Origin of the sequence: Rhodococcus sp. NPDC080181, assembly GCF_040702225.1 — a bacterium.
In the GTDB taxonomy this organism is placed as follows: Bacteria; Actinomycetota; Actinomycetes; order Mycobacteriales; family Mycobacteriaceae; genus Rhodococcoides; species Rhodococcoides fascians.
This window is the reverse complement of record NZ_JBFBKN010000023.1, coordinates 1-18,362: the sequence shown is the minus strand read 5'-3', so window position 1 is coordinate 18,362 and position 18,362 is coordinate 1. Positions and strand designations below refer to the sequence as shown.

Below are 18,362 nucleotides of genomic sequence, written 5' to 3'. Positions count from 1 at the left end.
CGGGGAACAAGAGGGCAGGTGCCCGCGTTGTAAGCATCTGTCGGCACAGAAGTACCGACGATTAGCAGGGCAGATACACGCTCTGGCATAATCAACGGCCGAGTCCGGTTCCGGTTCACGTCTTCGATCAGCGAAGGCGACCCGGCGACCATTACAAAGAACGGTAAGGACACCATGAAGGCAGGAATTCACCCCGACTACACACTGACGACAGTCGTCTGTGGTTGCGGCAATACTTTCGAGACCCGAAGCACCACCGACAAAGAGCGCATCAGCGTCGAGGTCTGCTCGCAGTGCCACCCCTTCTACACCGGCAAGCAGAAGATTCTCGACACCGGCGGTCGCGTCGCTCGCTTCGAGGCTCGCTACGGCAAGCGCGCCGGCAAGAAGGCCGACGCAGACAGCTAGCTGTTTCGCCGACGCCCGTCCTGTGAACTACAGGGCGGGCGTCGGCTTTTTTGTGTCCACACCCGGTTTCATCCGTTCGGAGAGTGAGTCGTCACCATGGCGAGAACAGACAAGCCTTCGGCCATCGACGACATCCTCGCCGAACACTCCGGCCTCGAGCAGCAACTGGCCGACCCCGCCCTGCACAACGACCCGTCCGCGGCGCGTAGGGCAGGCAAGAGGTTCGCCGAGCTGGCACCGATCATGTCGGCGCACACCAAGTTGACCGCCGCTCAGGACGACCTCGAAGCCGCACGTGAACTCGCCGCCGACGATTCGTCGTTCGCCGCAGAGATTCCCGAGCTCGAGGCAACAGTTCTGCACCTGGAACAGACGCTGACCGATCTTCTGGCACCGCGCGACCCGCACGACGGCGACGACATCGTGATGGAGGTCAAGTCGGGTGAGGGCGGCGAGGAGTCGGCGCTCTTCGCGGCCGACCTGGCGCGGATGTACGTCCGCTACGCCGAACGCCGGGGCTGGCGAGTCGAGGTTCTCGACGCGAACGTGTCGGACCTGGGTGGCTACAAGGACGCGACGTTGTCGATCAAGACCAAGGATCCGCTCGACGGCGTCTGGGCGCGGCTGAAGTTCGAGGGTGGCGTCCATCGCGTGCAGCGGGTGCCGGTCACCGAATCGCAGGGACGCGTGCATACCTCCGCGGCCGGCATTCTCGTGTATCCGGAGCCCGACGAGGTCGAGGAAGTGCAGATCGACGAAACCGATCTCCGCATCGACGTCTATCGCTCGTCCGGCAAGGGCGGTCAGGGTGTCAACACCACCGACTCCGCTGTCCGCATCACCCATTTGCCCACCGGCATCGTCGTCACCTGTCAGAACGAGCGATCGCAGTTGCAGAACAAGGCGCGTGCGATGCAGGTGCTCGCGGCGCGTCTGCAGGCGGCCGCTGAGGAAGCAGCCAACGAAGAGGCCTCGGCCGGCCGGGCCAGCCAGGTGCGTACCGTCGACCGCTCGGAGCGGATCAGGACGTACAACTACCCCGAGAATCGCATCACCGATCACCGCATCGGATTCAAAGCGCACAACCTCGACGCTCTGCTCGACGGTGACATGGACGCACTGCTCGACGCGCTCGCCAAGGCAGACCGCGACGCACGTATGCAAGCAGAGTAATTGCGCGACAACCGTTTTCGGTTCTCACGCTGCTGATCGAACGAATCTCGAGCTACCCTGGCGATCGGATTCGACCCGCCCGCGCCACGAAAGGCACACCCGAGATGAATCAGGCCTTGACCCCCGCAGGCGAGAACGCCGTCACCGAACTCGCCTCCCGCTACGGGGTGTCCACCGACGCCGTCCGCACCATGCTCGACGCCGTCAACAACGGCCGCGGCACCATGGCGCAGTTCAACATTCCCGAGCTCGGCGGCAGTGGGCAGTGGATGCGCGGCGGTATGACGATGGTGGGCAACATGTTCGATCACGGCCTGAAGAGTCGGGTCGACGGTTTGTGCCGCGATCTGTCCGCCGTGTTGGCGCAGCATCAGGTCTATCCACCGAGAGATGCCGGTACGGGATCGTTCGGTGGCACTTCGTTCGGCGGGGGATCGTGGTGGCCGTCGGATCTGGGTTCGCCGAGTTCGAGCGGTGGCCAGAACGGATCGCAGTACGCGGTGTTTCCAGGATCTCGTCGCCTCGCTGTCCTCGTGGGAGGGGAATTGGCGGTGTACGACACCCTCGATCACTCCATCGGCGGAGTGCAACAGCAGCAGGGTGGGGGTCCGGGTTCGGTGGAGTTCACCAGCCAGTACGGCACGTTCACCGCGGCAAGTCTGCCGCGCGTCGACCAACGGTCCGCCGACGCGCCACCGCAGAACATGCCCTCCTCGCAGCAGCCGCAGCCGGCCGCACAGAACTTCGCGTCTGCGCAGTCGGGTTCACCTGCTCACACCGGTGTCGACATCTCGGACATCACCGCTGCGATCGAGGCGCTCGCCGGTCTGCATGCGAAGGGATTTCTGACCGACGACGAGTTCTTCGCAAAGAAGTCGGAGTTGCTGGGGCGGCTGTGAGTCCGGTGTCGGACCGCCGTGGCAGTCTGTAGAAGTGAGCCGCAAGCCGTTACGCCTAGCCATCCTCGAAGCGACGTCGATGCTCGAGGCCGCCGGTGTGCCGAGCCCTCGGGTGGATGCGGAGCTACTCGCCGCGCACCTCGTCGGAGTCGATCGCGGTCGGCTGGGGTTGGTGCCGTTGGTGGAGCCCGAGCTCGTCGAGGCGTACTTCCGAACAGTCGAGCAGCGCGCGAAACGTATTCCTCTGCAATACATCACGGGAACGACGTCATTGGGAAACATCGATGTCGAGGTGGGTCCCGGGGTGTTCGTTCCGCGTCCCGAAACCGAATTGCTGTTGGCGTGGGCGCTCGCTTTTCTCGAGAACGTCGGCCATCACCCGCCCGTGGTGCTGGACCTGTGCACGGGGTCGGGCGCGCTGGCGCTCGCCATCGCGAACGCACGCCCGGATGCCGTCGTGCACGCCGTCGAGCTCGATCCGTCGGCGTTGGCGTGGGCCCGGCGCAACGCGGATCTGCGTGCCGAGCAGGGTGATTCGCCAATCACGTTGCATCACGGAGACGTCACTTCTCGGGAGCTGTTGACCGACCTCGACGGCTCGGTGGACATGATCGTCGCGAACCCGCCGTACATTCCGGACGGGGCGGAGCTCGATCCGGAAGTACTCGACCACGACCCACACATCGCGCTGTTCGGCGGCGAGGACGGGTTGTCGGTCATCGAGCCGATGATCGGCAACATCGCGCGGTGGCTACGTGTCGGCGGCGGAGTCGCCATCGAACACGACGACTCGAACGGGGAGGGAGTCGCTGCCCTGTTGTCTCGGCGACGAGTCTTCACCCAGGTCACCGAGCATCCGGACCTGGCCGGCCGACCCCGCTTCGTCGTGGCGGCACGGGCGACGCCGCCCACTGTCTGAGCGGCAAAGCAGCACCTGACATCACTTCGTTACCGAAGGTGGAAGGATAGGCGGAGTGAGTACCGTCTACGACTGCCGTGAAGCCGATGCGCGGGCTGCCGGATTGACCGCAGCGCGCGGTGCCCTCAAATCCGGTCGACTCGTCGTGATGCCCACCGACACGCTCTACGGGATCGCCGCCGACGCGTTCGACGGCAGCGCGGTCACCGACCTGCTGCGCGCCAAGGGGCGGGGACGCGATATGCCGGTCCCGGTCCTCGTCGGTTCGTGGAACACGATCGACGGCCTGGTGCAGAGCGTCCGGCCGCGGACCCGAGATCTGATTCGAGCCTTCTGGCCCGGTGCATTGAGCATCGTCGTCCAGCAGGCACCGTCGCTGGCGTGGGATCTGGGTGATGCTCAGGGAACCGTCATGCTGCGGATGCCGCTGCACCCGGTCGCGCTCGAGCTCCTTCGTGAAGTAGGTCCGCTGGCGGTGTCCAGTGCAAATATTTCGGGAAGTCCGCCCGCCACCACGGTGACGCAGGCGCGAGAACAACTCGGTGGATCTGCAGCGGTTTATCTCGACGGGGGGCCGGCCGACCACGCGGTGGCCTCCACCATCGTGGACCTGACCGGTGAGCACGCACGAATCCTGCGGGTCGGTGCCATTCCCACGGAGCAGATTGCCGAGGTTCTCGGTGTCACCGCCGAAAGCCTGGTCCCAGGAGCGTCCTGACATGCCCGTCCGTTCCGCATGAGCGTCGAGGTGCTTGCCCAGTCGAATCTGGGCGCAGGCGTTCCGATCCGCGAGCTGCTGCTTGTTTTCCTGACGGCCGCTGTCGTCACGTTCTTCGCGACCGGTGGCGTTCGAGTGGCCGCGATCAAGTTCGGCGCAGTCGCCATTCCTCGTGATCGTGACGTCCACGTGCAGGCCACCCCGCGACTCGGGGGAGTGGGCATCTACGCCGGCATGCTCGCCGCGCTGCTGTTCGCCTCGCAGCTGCCCGCGTTGGCCCGCGGATTCGATGTCGCCTACAACCGCGACATTCCGGCTGCGCTGGTCGCAGGCTTCGTGATCGTGCTGGTCGGCGTCATCGACGACCGTTGGGGTCTCGACGCACTGACGAAGTTCGTCGGCCAGGTGACGGCGGCCGGCGTCCTGGTCATCATGGGTGTGAGCTGGGTCGTGCTCTACCAGCCCTGGGGCGGCGAGCCCGGCCAACCGGGCAGCACCTTGGTGCTCGACCAGCTTCAGGCCGGACTGGTGACCGTTCTGATCACCGTCGTCATCGTCAACGCGATGAACTTCGTCGACGGCCTCGACGGGCTCGCAGCCGGACTCGGCCTCATTTCGTCGGTCGCGATCTGCATCTTTTCGGTGGGCCTGCTGCAGGAACAGGGGGGCGACGTCGGCGTCTACCCACCTGCCTTGATCGCGGCGGCGCTGGCCGGTGCCTGCCTGGGATTTCTGCCGCACAATTTCCAACCGGCGCGCATCTTCATGGGCGATTCGGGGTCCATGTTGATCGGGCTGACGCTGGCCACGATCTCGACGAGTGCCTCGGGGCGCATTCCGTTGACGGCCTACGGTCCACGCGATCTGCTGGGTCTGTTGTCGCCGCTCCTGTTGGTCGGTGCCGTGATGCTCATTCCGATACTCGATCTGTTGCTCGCCGTCGTTCGCCGCACTCGGGCCGGGCGAAGTCCGTTCAGCCCCGACAAGATGCATCTCCATCACCGACTCCTGCAGATCGGCCACTCGCATCGACGGGTGGTTCTGGTGATCTACCTCTGGGTCGGTGTGCTGGCGTTCGGTGCGGTCGGATCCTCGCTTCTCGACCGTCGCATCGTGGTGCTCCTCGTCGCTGCCGGTCTGGTGTTCGCGCTCGTCGTCACGGCTGTGCCCACTCTGCGGGTGGATCGATCACCCGGATCCGAACGTCGGGGTCTACGACGCCGCTGATGTGCTCCGTGGTTCTTCGGTCGTGTCCCGGCTGGTGCCGGCCACCGGGTGCGACTGGGTACTCTCGACAACTGTGACCTTCACCCCGCAGCCCATGCCCGACCAATTCGCACCGCTTCGTGCCGCGGTCCGCTACGGCCTCATCGGCCTGGTGGTACTGACGGTGGTGAGCGTGGGGATTTCGGTTGCTGCTGCGGAAACTCCAGGATTGTGGGGGTCGATCATCGGAGTGGCCATCGGGGGCGGATTCGTCATCACGACCGCGCTGTCAGTGGCTCTGACCACGCGTTTTCCCGCGTCGGCGGTCGGAGCGCTGTTGCTCGGTGGGTGGTTGGTCAAGATGGTCATCGCGCTGATCGTGCTCGTGGCACTCAAGGATGCGGACTTCTACAACCGGTATTCGCTCGGGCTGACCATTCTGGGGGCTCTGGTGGTGGTCCTGGGCGCGGAGGTGTTCGGTGTCGTCAAGACGAAGGTGGGCTACGTCGACAGCGTTCCTGCCGACGGGAACCCCGACAAGTCGTAGTACGACAAGCTGTCGTAATCGGTTAAGCTGAGGGCCGCCTACACAACGTCGTAGTTCTGTTGATAAAGTTTGCATCAAGCGATGGGCAAGACCGGGACGAAAGAGACTTTTTCCCCGGACTGGACCCCCGCAGGTAACCATCAGCGTGAGCTTCCTTACAGTAGGCCCGGAGTCACAGACTTCGGCAACGTAGGGTTTCGCCCTGAGAGTTGCCGAGTCGACGTGAGTCGCCGACACCCGACAGACGCTTGGCCGATGAAGACCGGGCCTCAGCCTCTGACGATTGCGAGCCGATTTTCGTCGACTTGATAGATCGTCATTGTCCGATCGAACCGCAGCCGTTACTCGGTTGCGGCCCGAACACGGGAGAGACCGCTGAGCGTCACCACTCTGGCTGCGGAGTTCCATCCGCCGTCACTATCCGATTTCTTTCCTCCCGCGGTGCTGTTCGAGGGAACCCCGTTCGAGCTCGACCGGCTGATGCTCATCCGCATCCTGATGTCGGCTCTGCTGATCGTCTTCATGCTGATCGCTCTGCGCAGCCCCAAGATCGTTCCTCGCGGAATCCAGAACGTCGCCGAGATCGCTCTCGACTTCGTCCGGATCCACGTGGCCGAGGATGTCCTCGGCAAGGAACAGGGACGCCGCTTCCTGCCCGTCATCATGACGATCTTCTTCACGGTCTTCGCGGTGAATCTCAGCGCGGTCATACCGTTCCTGAACATCTCGGCCAACGCCCGCATCGGTCTGCCGATCGTGTTGGCCGCAGTCGCGTACATCGCGTTCGTCTACGCCGGTGTGAAGAAGTTCGGTGCAGCCAAGTTCGTCAAGGGCACGATCGTGATCCCGGGCATTCCGAAGGCCATGCACGTGCTGCTGATCCCGCTCGAGTTCATCTCGAACTTCGTGCTTCGCCCGTTCACGTTGACGGTGCGACTGCTGGCCAACATGCTCGCCGGCCACATCATGCTCGTGCTGTTCTTCAGCGCCACGCAGTTCTTCCTCTTCGAGGCCTCCGCCGGCCTGAAGATCTTCGCCGCACCCTCGCTCATCATGGGCTTCCTGTTCACGATGTTCGAGATGCTCGTGATCTTCCTGCAGGCATACATCTTCGCGCTGCTGACGGCGATCTACATCGATCTGTCGCTGCACGCCGACTCGCACTGACCGACCAACAGACCGAACTAGCTACACCGCCACCTCCGACACCCGGATGTGGACCGAAGAAAGGGAACGGAAAACCGAATGAGCCTTGAAGTTCTGGCCCAGGCGCAGGAAATCACCGCCAGCGGATACGGCGCCATCGGCTACGGCCTCGCAGCGATCGGTGGTGGCATCGGCCTCGGCCTCGTCGTCGCCAAGAACATGGAAGCAACCGCTCGCCAGCCCGAGCTGGCCGGTCAGCTCCGTACGACCATGTTCCTCGGCATTGCATTCACCGAGTCCCTCGCCCTGATCGGCCTCGTCGCCGGCTTCATTCTCTGAGAGCGCGATGACAAACGCGATAACGCTGCTCGCAGCCGGGGCGGAGGGGGAGGAATCCCAGAACCCGCTGCTGCCCGCAACATACGACATCGTTTGGTCGATCGTCTGTGTCGTGATCATCGGCTTCCTGTTCTGGAAGTACGTCGTACCGCGTTTCCAGACGGTCCTCTCCGAGCGTTCCGAGCTCATCGAAGGCGGAATCAAGAAGGCCGAGCAGGCACAGGCAGAGGCGAAGGCTGCTCTCGAGCAGTACCACGCTCAGCTCGCCGACGCCCGTTCCGAGGCTGCGCAGATCCGCGAGGAAGCGCGCACCCAGGGACAGGCGATTCTCGCCGAGATGAAGGAAAAGGCGCAGGAAGAGAGCGATCGGATCGTGGCCGCAGGCCACAGTCAGCTCGTTGCTCAGCGTCAGCAGATCGTCACCGAACTTCGTGGCGACCTCGGACGTACGGCCGTCGAACTCGCCGAGAAGGTCATCGGAGAGCAGCTCTCCGATGACGCGAAGCGTTCCAGTTCGATCGATCGCTTCCTCAACGAGCTGGATTCCGTCACCGCGGACTCCGCATCAGGAAAGTGAGTCGAACCATGTACGCAACTTCTCGTGAGGCGCTCGCCCGCACACGGTCGGTCGCCCACGAAGCTCTGGGGTCCGCGTCGAGCGGCGAGGCAACGGCCGTCGCCGCTCAGACCGGTGCCGAGTTGTTCGCCGTCGTCGAGACTCTCGACGCGCAGCGCACGTTGCGTACCGCTCTCGCCGACTCCTCGGTCGAGGGCGATCGACGAAGCGCTCTGGCCGGAGAGGTCTTCTCCGGCCAGGTGTCGAGCGCAACGGCGACCATCGTCAAGGCTGCGGCCGGCGAAAGCTGGTCCACAGCCCGTGACCTGCTGAACTCGCTGGTCGAGCTGGGACGCGAAGCTCTGCTCCGCGCCGCAGCCGATCAGGACCAGCTGGACACGGTCGAGGACGAGTTGTTCCGGCTCGGCCGCATCGTGGCTGCCAACCCGCAGCTCGAGCAGGCATTGTCGGATCGCTCGAAGCCGGCACAGGCCAAGCGTGAACTGCTGGGTCGACTGCTCTACGGCAAGGTCACCGCGGTCACCGAGGCGCTCGCGGTGCAGGCCGTCACGCGTCCACGGAAGGCGGCACCCGCCGACGTGCTGAACGGATTGGCAGATCTGGCCGCCGAACAGCGCGACCGCGCAGTTGCACACGTACGCAGCGCAGCCCCACTGAGCGACAGTCAGCTCGAAAAGCTGACCGCAACCTTGACCCGCACGTACGGCAAGCAGGTCACGGTGCACGTAGAGGTCGATACCGAACTGCTCAGCGGACTTGTCGTTCGTATCGGCGACGAGGTCATCGACGGTAGCGGGGCAGGCCGCCTCGCTGCATTGCGAAAGACGCTCAAATAGTCCGACACGGACACAGTAACGAGAAGAATCGCCTCGGCATTCGAGGCTTTTCATACCGCGATCATTCGAAGGAAGAGCAGGAAACACTATGGCGGAGCTGACGATCTCCTCCGACGAGATCCGTAGCGCGATCGATAACTTCACCGCGAGCTACTCACCGGAGTCTTCCCGCGAGGAGGTCGGCACGGTTACGGACACGAGCGACGGAATCGCTCACGTGTCCGGATTGCCGTCGGCGATGTCCAACGAACTCCTGGAGTTCCCGGGCGGAGTCCTCGGTGTCGCGTTGAACCTGGATGCCACCGAAATCGGTGCCGTCATCCTCGGTGACTACGAGCACATCGAAGAAGGCCAGGAAGTCAAGCGCACCGGAGACGTGCTCTCGGTCCCCGTGGGCGACGGCTACCTCGGTCGCGTCGTGGACCCGCTGGGCAAGCCCATCGACGGCCTCGGCGACATCGAGTCCTCCGAGACCCGCGCCCTCGAACTGCAGGCTGCCTCGGTACTCGAGCGCCAGCCCGTCGAGGAGCCGCTGCAGACCGGCATCAAGGCGATCGACGCGATGACCCCGATCGGACGCGGCCAGCGTCAGCTCATCATCGGCGACCGCAAGACCGGCAAGACTGCGGTCTGCATCGACGCGATCCTGAACCAGAAGGCCAACTGGGAGAGCGGCGACGACAAGAAGCAGGTTCGCTGCATCTACGTCGCCATCGGTCAGAAGGGCTCCACGATCGCAGGCGTCAAGGCTGCACTCGAAGAGCAGGGCGCGCTCGAATACACCACCATCGTCGCCGCACCCGCGTCCGACTCGGCCGGCTTCAAGTGGCTCGCTCCGTACACCGGCTCGGCCATCGGCCAGCACTGGATGTACCAGGGCAAGCACGTCCTCATCGTGTTCGACGACCTGACCAAGCAGGCCGAGGCCTACCGCGCGATTTCGCTGCTGCTGCGTCGCCCGCCGGGCCGTGAGGCATACCCCGGTGACGTCTTCTACTTGCACTCCCGTCTGCTGGAGCGTTCGGCGAAGCTGTCCGACGAGCTCGGTGGCGGATCGTTGACGGCACTGCCGATCATCGAGACCAAGGCCAACGACGTCTCGGCATACATCCCGACCAACGTCATCTCCATCACCGACGGTCAGGTCTTCCTGGAGTCGGACCTCTTCAACAAGGGCGTCCGTCCCGCCATCAACGTCGGCATCTCGGTTTCTCGAGTCGGTGGCGCTGCGCAGACCAAGGGCATGAAGAAGGTCTCCGGATCCCTTCGTCTCGAGCTTGCTCAGTTCCGCGAGCTCGAAGCCTTCTCGGCGTTCGCGTCCGACCTCGATGCGGCGTCCAAGGCGCAGCTCGAGCGCGGCGCTCGCCTGGTCGAGCTGCTCAAGCAGGATCAGTACGCACCGGTGGCCGTGGAAGACCAGATCGTCTCGATCTGGCTCGCAGGCCAGGGCACGTACGACTCCGTTCCGGTCGGCGATGTTCGCCGCTTCGAGACCGAGCTGCTCGAAGACCTGCACCGCAACGCCAGCGGCGTCTACGACAGCATTGCCGGTGGCAAGGCTCTCGACGACGACAACCAGAAGGCACTGACCGAAGCGACCGAGAAGTTCAAGGCCGGCTTCGTGGACTCGGACGGCAACCGCGTCGTCAACGAGGCCGAGGCAGACACTCTGAACGCCGACGAGGTCAGCCAGGAGCAGGTCAACGTCACCCGCAAGACAGTCAGCAAGTAGGCCGGCGATGACAGGTGACATGACGAGCACAGAAGGGAGCGTGAACAGCTAGATGGCAAGCATTCTCGAGCTTCGCTCCCGTATCAAGTCGGTCAACTCGACGAAGAAGATCACCAAAGCGCAAGAGTTGATCGCAACTTCGCGAATCACCAAGGCGCAGGCCCGCGTTGCCGCATCGAAGCCGTACGCGGAAGAGATCACGAAGGTGCTCTCCGCGCTGGCGAGTGCATCGAGCTCGCTCGATCACCCGTTGCTCAACGAGCGACCCGAGCCCAAGCGTGCCGCAGTCCTGGTCGTGACCAGTGACCGCGGTATGTGCGGTGGCTACAACTCCAACGTCCTCAAGGAATCGGAGGAGCTCTTCCAGCTTCTTCGTTCCGAGGGCAAGGACCCGGTCATCTACGTGCTGGGCGCAAAAGGCTTGGGCTACTACACGTTCCGTGAGCGGGACGTGAAGGGTGCCTGGACGGGCTTCTCGCAGGAACCCGGATACGCCGATGCAGCGAAGGCCAGCAAGCATCTGGTCGAGCTGTTCATGGCGGGTTCGGGCACCGAGGTCGACGCTCCCAACGGTGAAGGCACCGTCGAGGGCGTGGACGAGTTGCACATCGTCTACACCCGCTTCGTGTCGATGCTCACGCAGAAGCCCGAAGTCCGCCGGATGGCACCACTCGAAATCTCGTACACCGACGAGGAATTCGAGATGGGTGCGGACGCGTTGACCGACTCACCGACCGCGGATGTGCAGGCACAGTACGAGTTCGAGCCGGAGGCAGGCACTCTGCTCTCGGCGCTGCTGCCCAAGTACATCAGCACCAGGATCTACGCGTCGTTGCTCGATGCAGCAGCGTCGGAGTCCGCGGCGCGTCGTACCGCCATGAAGGCAGCGACGGACAACGCGAACGAATTGGTCGAGACCTTGAGCCGTCAGGCCAACCAGGCTCGGCAGGCCCAGATCACCCAGGAAATCAGCGAAATCGTCGGTGGCGCCAACGCGTTGGCCGACAGCGCAGGAAGTGACTAAGCAATGACCGCAGCAGTAGCCCAAGAGAACGCGAGCGGAGCGGACACACAGTCCGGCCGTGTCGTTCGGGTCATCGGCCCCGTTGTGGACGTCGAGTTCCCGCGCGGCTCGATTCCCGCACTGTTCAACGCCCTCAACGCAGAGATCACTCTGCCGACCGTGGCCAAGACCCTGACGCTCGAGGTTGCACAGCACCTCGGTGACAACTTGGTTCGCACCATCTCGATGCAGCCCACCGACGGCCTCGTCCGTGGCACGGCTGTCGTCGACTCCGGCAAGCCGATCTCGGTTCCCGTCGGTGACGTCGTCAAGGGCCACGTGTTCAACGCCCTCGGTGACTGCCTGGACACCCCCGGACTCGGCCGCGACGGCGAGCAGTGGGGCATCCACCGCAAGCCACCAGCCTTCGATCAGCTCGAGGGCAAGACCGAGATCCTCGAGACCGGCATCAAGGTCATCGACCTGCTGACGCCGTACGTCAAGGGCGGAAAGATCGGTCTGTTCGGTGGTGCCGGTGTCGGCAAGACCGTGCTGATCCAGGAAATGATCACCCGTATCGCACGCGAGTTCTCGGGCACCTCGGTGTTCGCAGGAGTCGGCGAGCGTACTCGTGAGGGCACCGACCTTCACCTCGAGATGGAAGAGATGGGCGTCCTCCAGGACACCGCCCTCGTCTTCGGACAGATGGACGAGCCGCCCGGCACGCGTATGCGCGTGGCGTTGTCGGCACTGACCATGGCGGAGTACTTCCGCGATGTGCAGGGCCAGGACGTGCTGCTGTTCATCGACAACATCTTCCGCTTCACGCAGGCAGGTTCGGAGGTGTCGACCCTTCTCGGTCGTATGCCGTCTGCCGTCGGTTACCAGCCCACGCTGGCGGACGAGATGGGTGAGCTCCAGGAGCGCATCACCTCGACCCGTGGCCGCTCGATCACCTCGCTGCAGGCGATCTACGTCCCCGCCGACGACTACACCGACCCGGCTCCGGCCACGACGTTCGCGCACCTCGATGCGACGACCGAACTGTCGCGTCCGATTTCGCAGATGGGTATCTACCCCGCTGTGGACCCGCTGAGCTCGACCTCGCGCATCCTCGAGCCCGGCATCGTCGGTGCCGAGCACTTCCGCGTCGCCAACGAGGTCAAGCGCATCCTGCAGAAGTACAAGGAGCTGCAGGACATCATCGCCATCCTCGGTATGGACGAGCTTCAGGAAGAGGACAAGGTTCTGGTCGGCCGCGCACGCCGTCTCCAGAAGTTCCTCGGCCAGAACTTCATCGTTGCCGAGAAGTTCACCGGCGAGGCCGGTTCGGTCGTGTCCCTCTCGGACACCATCGAGGCGTTCGACAAGGTCACCAAGGGTGAGTACGACCACCTTCCCGAGCAGGCCTTCAACAGCTGTGGTGGTCTCGACGACGTCGAGGCAGCCGCGAAGAAGATGGCCGGAAAGTAGACCGACGTGACTTCTTCCGAGAAGAGCGGCATGGAGGTCTCCCTGGTCGCTGTGGAGCAGAAGCTTTGGTCCGGTACTGCGACCATCGTCAGTGCTCAGACCACCGAAGGTGAGATCGGCATCATGGCCGGCCACGAGCCTGTCCTCGGCCAGCTGGTCGAGGCGGGCACGGTGTCGATCACGACGACCGACGGCGAGAAGATCATCGCTGCGGTGCACGGTGGCTTCCTGTCGGTGACGGGTAAGACCGTCACAGTGCTGGCGGAGTCCGCCGATTTCGCCGATGACATCGATGTCGAATCGGCACGGGCTGTAGTGGCAGAGAACGGCGACGACCTCGAGGCCATTGCGGTGGCCAAGGGACGTATCCGCGCTGTCGAGCGGTCCTAGGTTCACGAGAAGCCGCGACGAGACCTGCGATGCACTCCGGATTGATTGCTCTGATCATTCTGGTTGTGCTGCTCGCAGGGCTCGTCGCGGCTTTTGCGTATCGTCTCGCGGTGCTGCGACGAGGCGGTACGGCGGCGATCATGCGTGTGCTCCCGTCCGAGGGCGGTGCCGGTTGGCGGCACGGCATCATTCGGTACGGCGACAACACGCTGGTGTTCTTCAAACTGTCCAGTTTGCGACCCGGGCCCGACCATCGGCTGGGCAGACAGGACGTTCAGGTGGGGGACCGACGGGCCCCACGCGACACCGAGTTCGACATCATGACTCCGGACATCGCTGTGCTGGAGTTGTCGGACAACGGCAAGAATTACGAAATGGCATTGGACAGAAGTGCGTTGACCGCTTTCCTGTCCTGGGTGGAGTCACGCCCATCGGGGCGCTCGCGGCGCCGTCGACCGGCGGCCTGACGAGTCGCTCGCCGGAAATCAGTCGGAATCGGTACCCGTCGAGCGGCTCGCTCCCGGTACCCATTGCACGTCGCCCTCCGGGTTTGCATACCTGCTCAGGATGAACAGCAGGTCCGAGAGCCTGTTGAGATACTTGGCCGGCAGATCGCTCGTCGTTTCCGGGCCGGCATGAACTGCTGCCCAGGCCGACCGCTCCGCGCGCCGAGCGACGGTGCGCGCGACGTGCAGCAACGCTCCCAGAGGTGTGCCGCCGGGCAGGATGAACGACGTCAACGCCGGTAGCTCGTCATTGAATTCGTCGCACCAGCCTTCGAGACGGTCGATGTAACTCTGATCGATCCTCAGCGGTGGATACTCCGGATTCTCGACGACAGGAGTCGACAGGTCGGCACCGGCGTCGAACAGATCGCTCTGAACGGTCCGGATGACGGTCCGCACGGATTCGCTCGGATTTCCCAGTGCCAGTGCGACTCCGAGGCTGGCATTGGTCTCGTCGCAATCTGCGTAGGCGATCAGCCGCTCGTCGTTCTTGGAGACCCTCGAGAAATCGCTCAATCCCGTGGTCCCGTCGTCGCCGGTCCGGGTGTAGATGCGAGTGAGGTGAACGGCCATGCGGCTACGGTACCGCGCGGGTGCCGGTCGGTACCGCTGGCTACGCTGTCGAAGTGAGTGAACGCTTTTTGGTCAACGGTGGTAATCGCCTCGTGGGTGAGGTGGCGGTCGGTGGTGCGAAGAACAGCGTCCTCAAGCTGATGGCCGCGGCCCTGCTCGCCGAGGGAACCAGCACGATCACCAACTGTCCCGACATCCTGGACGTCCCGCTGATGGCGGAGGTGTTGCGCGGGCTCGGGTGTGAGGTGGAGCTCGACGGCTCGGTCGTCCACATCACGACCCCGGCCATGCCGAAATACCACGCCGATTTCGCGGCGGTACGCGAGTTCAGGGCATCGGTCTGTGTCCTCGGCCCTCTCGTCGCGCGGTGCAAGCGCGCGGTGGTGGCATTGCCGGGCGGGGACGCCATCGGGTCTCGTCCCCTGGACATGCACCAGTCCGGCCTGCAGTTGCTGGGGGCGCGCAGCGAAATTCAACACGGATGCGTCGTGGCGGAAGCCGACGAGTTGCGCGGCGCGAACATCAGGTTGGCTTTCCCTTCTGTGGGAGCGACGGAAAACATCCTGATGGCGGCAGTGCTTGCCACCGGTGAGACCGTGATCGACAACGCGGCCCGCGAACCGGACATCGTCGATGTGTGCAACATGCTCAACGAGATGGGTGCCGACGTCCAAGGTGCAGGTACCTCGACCCTCACCATCCGGGGTGTCAGCGCGTTGAAGCCGACGACTCATCGCGTCATCGGCGACCGAATCGTGGCTGCTACATGGGGAATCGCGGCCGCGATGACGCGCGGGGACGTTCGCGTGCGGGGGGTTAACCCGAAGCATCTCTCGCTCGTACTGGACAAGCTGCGGTCTGCGGGTGCCGAGGTGACCAGCGAACCGGACGGCTTCCGCGTCGTTCAGCACGAACGGCCGCGAGCAGTGAACTTTGCGACGTTGCCGTACCCCGGGTTTCCGACGGATCTGCAACCGATGGCTATCGGGCTCGCGACCGTCGCCGACGGGACGTCGATGATCACCGAGAACGTGTTCGAGGCACGCTTCCGGTTCGTCGAGGAGATGATCCGACTGGGCGCTGATGCGCGTACCGATGGCCACCATGCTGTGGTTCGCGGTGTTCCCCAACTCTCCAGCGCGCCGGTGTGGTCTTCGGACATTCGAGCTGGGGCCGGGCTGGTCCTGGCCGGGCTGGTGGCGGACGGTACGACCGAAGTGCACGACGTGTTCCACATCGACAGGGGCTATCCGCGATTCGTGGAAAACCTGACCGCTCTCGGCGGGAGCATCGAGCGGGTCAGCTGACCGACCTCTTCTCGAGAGCGTCGACCAGCACCCGGAGCGCGCGCTCGAATCGATCGTCCGCCACCGACCCGTAGCCGACGACGATGCCACCATCGGTGGTCGGCGATCGCGTCGAATGTGCGAGTGTCGGCAAATCGACTCCGTTGTCCGCGCAGTCGGCTGCAATATCGCGTGCAACGTCTGCGTCGAGTACGAGCACCGTGTGCAGCCCGGCACCGACGCCCCGAAGTTCGCCGAATGGCGCCAGCGCAGCGGCGACGACGCGGTCACGTGCCCGATAGATCCGACGTGCCGTGCGTACGGACCGGTCCCATTCGCCGTCGCGCAACAGCGAGGTCATGGCCTGCTGGACGGGAACCGACGGGAAGTCGCCGATGGCGCGACGTGTGTCGGTGATGCGCTCGACCATCGACGGGGGAGCCACCATCCATCCGAGGCGTACGCCGGCACCCAGCGTCTTCGATACCGTTCCCAGGTAGACGGCACGGTCCGGAACGAGCTCGGTGACCGTCGTCAAAGGTGCTATGCCGTAACGGAATTCGGAATCGTAGTCGTCCTCGAAGATGGTGGTTCCGGTACTTCGTGCCCAGTCCGCCAGGGCGCGCCGACGACCGATGGGCATGAGTCCGCCGGTGGGGTACTGGTGTGAGGGAGTGACGTAAACGGCCGGGGTGCCGTGAGGAACCGATTCGAGCTCGTCGACGACGAGGCCCTCGCGGTCGACGGGGATGTCGTGAACGGACCACCCGCGGTGTGTAGCGAGGGCAGCAGCAGCTCGGTATCCCGGATTCTCCAGTGCGAGAACATGTTCGACGCCGACGTTTGCTGAGAGGGCACCCAGTGCCAGGTCCAGACCGTGAATGCTGCCCGTGGTGACGACGATCGAATCCGCGGTGGTGTGCAGCCCGCGTACGCGGCCGAGCAAGTCGGCAATGCGCTTGCGCAAGTCGAGTGAGCCGGCCGGATCGGGATAGTCGCCCGGTGGGGGAGAGCCACCGACGTCTCGCCATGCCCGCTTCCACGCAACGGATGCGCGAGGCGGAGTCCACGGTATTCCGGGGCGCAGCGAAATGCGCTGAGTAGTGGGTGGGCCTTCCTGTGCTCGGTGCAGCCTGTGGTCCGACCGAACGGCATGCGGAACATCTCGGACGTAGTTGCCGGATCCGCGACGTGCCTCGAGCCATCCTTCGGCGACGAGCTGCTCGTACGCCTTCTCCACCACCGCACGAGCCAGACCCATTTCGACGGAAAGTGCTCTGGTGCTTGGCAATCGGACGCCCGGCTCGAGCTCGCCGCGATCGATGGCCGCCCGGATACCGTCGGCCACCTGAACGGGCAACGTGCGGCGGTCGGCTCGATCGATCGCGATCGACAGGGCATTCGGCGGCAAGGTCATCGTGCGTCACCTGTCCATGGCAGAAAGTGGCCTAGCATCATTGCTCCCTATTGGACCATGACAGTGAGCCAACGGGGCGGCACTCTGGTGGCATGACGGCCGACGAAACACTTCTGTCCCCAACATCCAGGACCACCGTGGTCCGAGGTCGGCAGCGTGCGCAGTCGGAGCGGACGGCGTTGCTCGACGTGCTCCGATCGGCTCGCCTCTGTCATATGGGGGTGCTGGTGGGGAACGTGCCACGTGTGCTCCCGACCGTGTTCGGCCTGGATCCGGACGGGCCGGACAGGGCGGGAACCCTGTACCTCCATGGTTCGGTCGCCTCTCGAAGCCTGGTGGAGGCGCCTGATCAGGACATCTGCGTGACGGTCACGGTCGTCGACGGGTTGGTTCTGGCCCGGTCCGAGTTCCATCACTCGATGAACTATCGAAGCGCCGTCATCGTGGGACGGCCACGTCGAGTGGAGGACGAGGACGAACGGGCACGGGCATTGGACGCCATAGTCGATCAGGTCGTTCCGGGTAGAAGCACATATCTGCGGGCGCATACGAGGAAAGAGCTGGCGGCGACCAGTGTGTTGGCGCTACCGCTGTACGAAGCATCGGTGAAAGCGCGGACCGGCGGACCGATCGACGACGAGGCCGACATTGCAGCAGGTGAAGTGTGGGCGGGTGTGATTCCGATCGGTCAATACGTCGGCACTGCAGAGCGTGGGGAAGATGTAAAACCGAACCTCGATGTGCCCGACCACGTTCTGGCGTTGTCCCGCTCATGAAACCCGTTTCTGTCGACTGTTCGCAAGATATGGCTGGCGTCACATGCGGGGATGTGCCGGCCGAATGCGAGGCCTTCTTGCGCACAGGTTCTCCGACCTGCGCGGATGCCGGCGGTAAGTCGATCCACCTGCCGATTTGCGTTGGTGTGGTTGGTGGCGTAACTTTTGTCGAGTCAGAGCGACGGACACCGACCCGGTCTTCACGGACTGGGTGAACGAGGTTGGACGTGTGGCTCGGCGAGGTTTTATCCCCCAAGAGTCGGGCCTTGTGTCCGAGACCAAGCTGGGATAGACTGGAACAGTTGCCCTGGAGGCTTACGGACTGTGTGTTCGTGGGTTTCGAGTGTGTGCGTGTTCTTTGAGAACTCAACAGTGTGTCGATGAATGTCAGTGCCGAATTTTATTTGGTGAAAGCATTCGATGTATCAGCCATCCGCT

20 protein-coding genes are annotated in these 18,362 nt (G+C 64.0%); 18 read left to right on the top strand and 2 right to left on the bottom strand.

Going from position 1 to position 18,362, the window contains the following annotated elements:
• The first annotated feature begins 174 nt into the window (after positions 1-174).
• From rpmE to AB0O58_RS21580, 16 genes are all read left to right on the top strand, one after another.
• Positions 175-408 (top strand): 50S ribosomal protein L31, encoded by a 234-nt coding sequence (gene rpmE / locus AB0O58_RS21655; protein ID WP_008715081.1) that lies wholly within the window; start codon positions 175-177, stop codon positions 406-408.
• 96 nt (positions 409-504) lie between these two features.
• A complete protein-coding gene (prfA, locus tag AB0O58_RS21650) occupies positions 505-1,581 on the top strand; it encodes a peptide chain release factor 1 (protein WP_027497911.1) in 1,077 nt (358 codons plus the stop codon).
• Between the two features lie 104 nt (positions 1,582-1,685).
• Positions 1,686-2,480, top strand: coding sequence for an SHOCT domain-containing protein (locus AB0O58_RS21645; RefSeq protein ID WP_167329839.1), 795 nt, complete (start codon positions 1,686-1,688; stop codon positions 2,478-2,480).
• A 34-nt stretch (positions 2,481-2,514) separates the two neighbouring features.
• Positions 2,515-3,399: a peptide chain release factor N(5)-glutamine methyltransferase gene (prmC, locus tag AB0O58_RS21640; protein ID WP_032401278.1), complete on the top strand. Its 885-nt coding sequence runs from the start codon at positions 2,515-2,517 to the stop codon at positions 3,397-3,399.
• A 55-nt stretch (positions 3,400-3,454) separates the two neighbouring features.
• A complete protein-coding gene (locus AB0O58_RS21635; RefSeq protein ID WP_027497908.1) occupies positions 3,455-4,117 on the top strand; it encodes an L-threonylcarbamoyladenylate synthase in 663 nt (220 codons plus the stop codon).
• Positions 4,118-4,135: 18 nt separating this feature from the next.
• Positions 4,136-5,344, top strand: coding sequence for an MraY family glycosyltransferase (locus AB0O58_RS21630; RefSeq protein ID WP_366238766.1), 1,209 nt, complete (start codon positions 4,136-4,138; stop codon positions 5,342-5,344).
• Positions 5,345-5,438: 94 nt separating this feature from the next.
• Positions 5,439-5,870 (top strand): hypothetical protein, encoded by a 432-nt coding sequence (locus tag AB0O58_RS21625; RefSeq protein WP_366238776.1) that lies wholly within the window; start codon positions 5,439-5,441, stop codon positions 5,868-5,870.
• Between the two features lie 390 nt (positions 5,871-6,260).
• A complete protein-coding gene (atpB, locus tag AB0O58_RS21620; RefSeq protein WP_141214497.1) occupies positions 6,261-7,037 on the top strand; it encodes a F0F1 ATP synthase subunit A in 777 nt (258 codons plus the stop codon).
• A gap of 78 nt (positions 7,038-7,115) precedes the next feature.
• Entirely contained in the window at positions 7,116-7,355 is a 240-nt protein-coding gene (locus AB0O58_RS21615) for an ATP synthase F0 subunit C (RefSeq protein ID WP_008715092.1), read from the top strand.
• Between the two features lie 7 nt (positions 7,356-7,362).
• Positions 7,363-7,932 carry a F0F1 ATP synthase subunit B gene (locus AB0O58_RS21610; protein ID WP_027497903.1) on the top strand — a complete coding sequence of 190 codons (570 nt, stop codon included), beginning with the start codon at positions 7,363-7,365 and terminating at the stop codon, positions 7,930-7,932.
• An 8-nt stretch (positions 7,933-7,940) separates the two neighbouring features.
• The gene (locus tag AB0O58_RS21605) at positions 7,941-8,768 is read left to right on the top strand and encodes a F0F1 ATP synthase subunit delta (RefSeq protein WP_032373971.1); all 828 of its coding nucleotides are present in this window, start codon (positions 7,941-7,943) and stop codon (positions 8,766-8,768) included.
• An 88-nt stretch (positions 8,769-8,856) separates the two neighbouring features.
• On the top strand, positions 8,857-10,500 hold the full coding sequence (gene atpA / locus AB0O58_RS21600; RefSeq protein ID WP_032365581.1) for a F0F1 ATP synthase subunit alpha: 1,644 nt from the start codon (positions 8,857-8,859) through the stop codon (positions 10,498-10,500).
• Between the two features lie 52 nt (positions 10,501-10,552).
• On the top strand, positions 10,553-11,524 hold the full coding sequence (locus AB0O58_RS21595; protein WP_032373970.1) for a F0F1 ATP synthase subunit gamma: 972 nt from the start codon (positions 10,553-10,555) through the stop codon (positions 11,522-11,524).
• Positions 11,525-11,527: 3 nt separating this feature from the next.
• Positions 11,528-12,976, top strand: a complete 1,449-nt coding sequence (gene atpD / locus AB0O58_RS21590) for a F0F1 ATP synthase subunit beta (protein WP_027497899.1) — start codon at positions 11,528-11,530, stop codon at positions 12,974-12,976.
• Positions 12,977-13,006: 30 nt separating this feature from the next.
• Positions 13,007-13,366, top strand: coding sequence for a F0F1 ATP synthase subunit epsilon (locus AB0O58_RS21585; protein ID WP_027497898.1), 360 nt, complete (start codon positions 13,007-13,009; stop codon positions 13,364-13,366).
• Positions 13,367-13,395: 29 nt separating this feature from the next.
• Positions 13,396-13,833 carry a DUF2550 domain-containing protein gene (locus tag AB0O58_RS21580; RefSeq protein ID WP_032373969.1) on the top strand — a complete coding sequence of 146 codons (438 nt, stop codon included), beginning with the start codon at positions 13,396-13,398 and terminating at the stop codon, positions 13,831-13,833.
• 18 nt (positions 13,834-13,851) lie between these two features.
• Here AB0O58_RS21580 and AB0O58_RS21575 read toward each other — a convergent pair whose 3' ends face one another.
• Positions 13,852-14,445: a cob(I)yrinic acid a,c-diamide adenosyltransferase gene (locus tag AB0O58_RS21575; protein ID WP_032373968.1), complete on the bottom strand. Its 594-nt coding sequence runs from the start codon at positions 14,443-14,445 to the stop codon at positions 13,852-13,854.
• Positions 14,446-14,498: 53 nt separating this feature from the next.
• Here AB0O58_RS21575 and murA point away from each other — a divergent pair, with 53 nt between their 5' ends.
• Positions 14,499-15,752, top strand: coding sequence for a UDP-N-acetylglucosamine 1-carboxyvinyltransferase (gene murA / locus AB0O58_RS21570; RefSeq protein WP_366238765.1), 1,254 nt, complete (start codon positions 14,499-14,501; stop codon positions 15,750-15,752).
• On the opposite strand, the gene AB0O58_RS21565 is transcribed toward murA, so the two are convergent.
• Positions 15,745-17,148, bottom strand: a complete 1,404-nt coding sequence (locus AB0O58_RS21565) for a PLP-dependent aminotransferase family protein (RefSeq protein WP_366238764.1) — start codon at positions 17,146-17,148, stop codon at positions 15,745-15,747. The two genes, murA and AB0O58_RS21565, sit on opposite strands and share 8 nt — an antisense overlap.
• A 92-nt stretch (positions 17,149-17,240) precedes the next feature.
• Here AB0O58_RS21565 and AB0O58_RS21560 point away from each other — a divergent pair, with 92 nt between their 5' ends.
• Entirely contained in the window at positions 17,241-17,924 is a 684-nt protein-coding gene (locus AB0O58_RS21560; protein WP_366238763.1) for a pyridoxamine 5'-phosphate oxidase family protein, read from the top strand.
• The last annotated feature ends 438 nt before the right edge of the window (positions 17,925-18,362 follow it).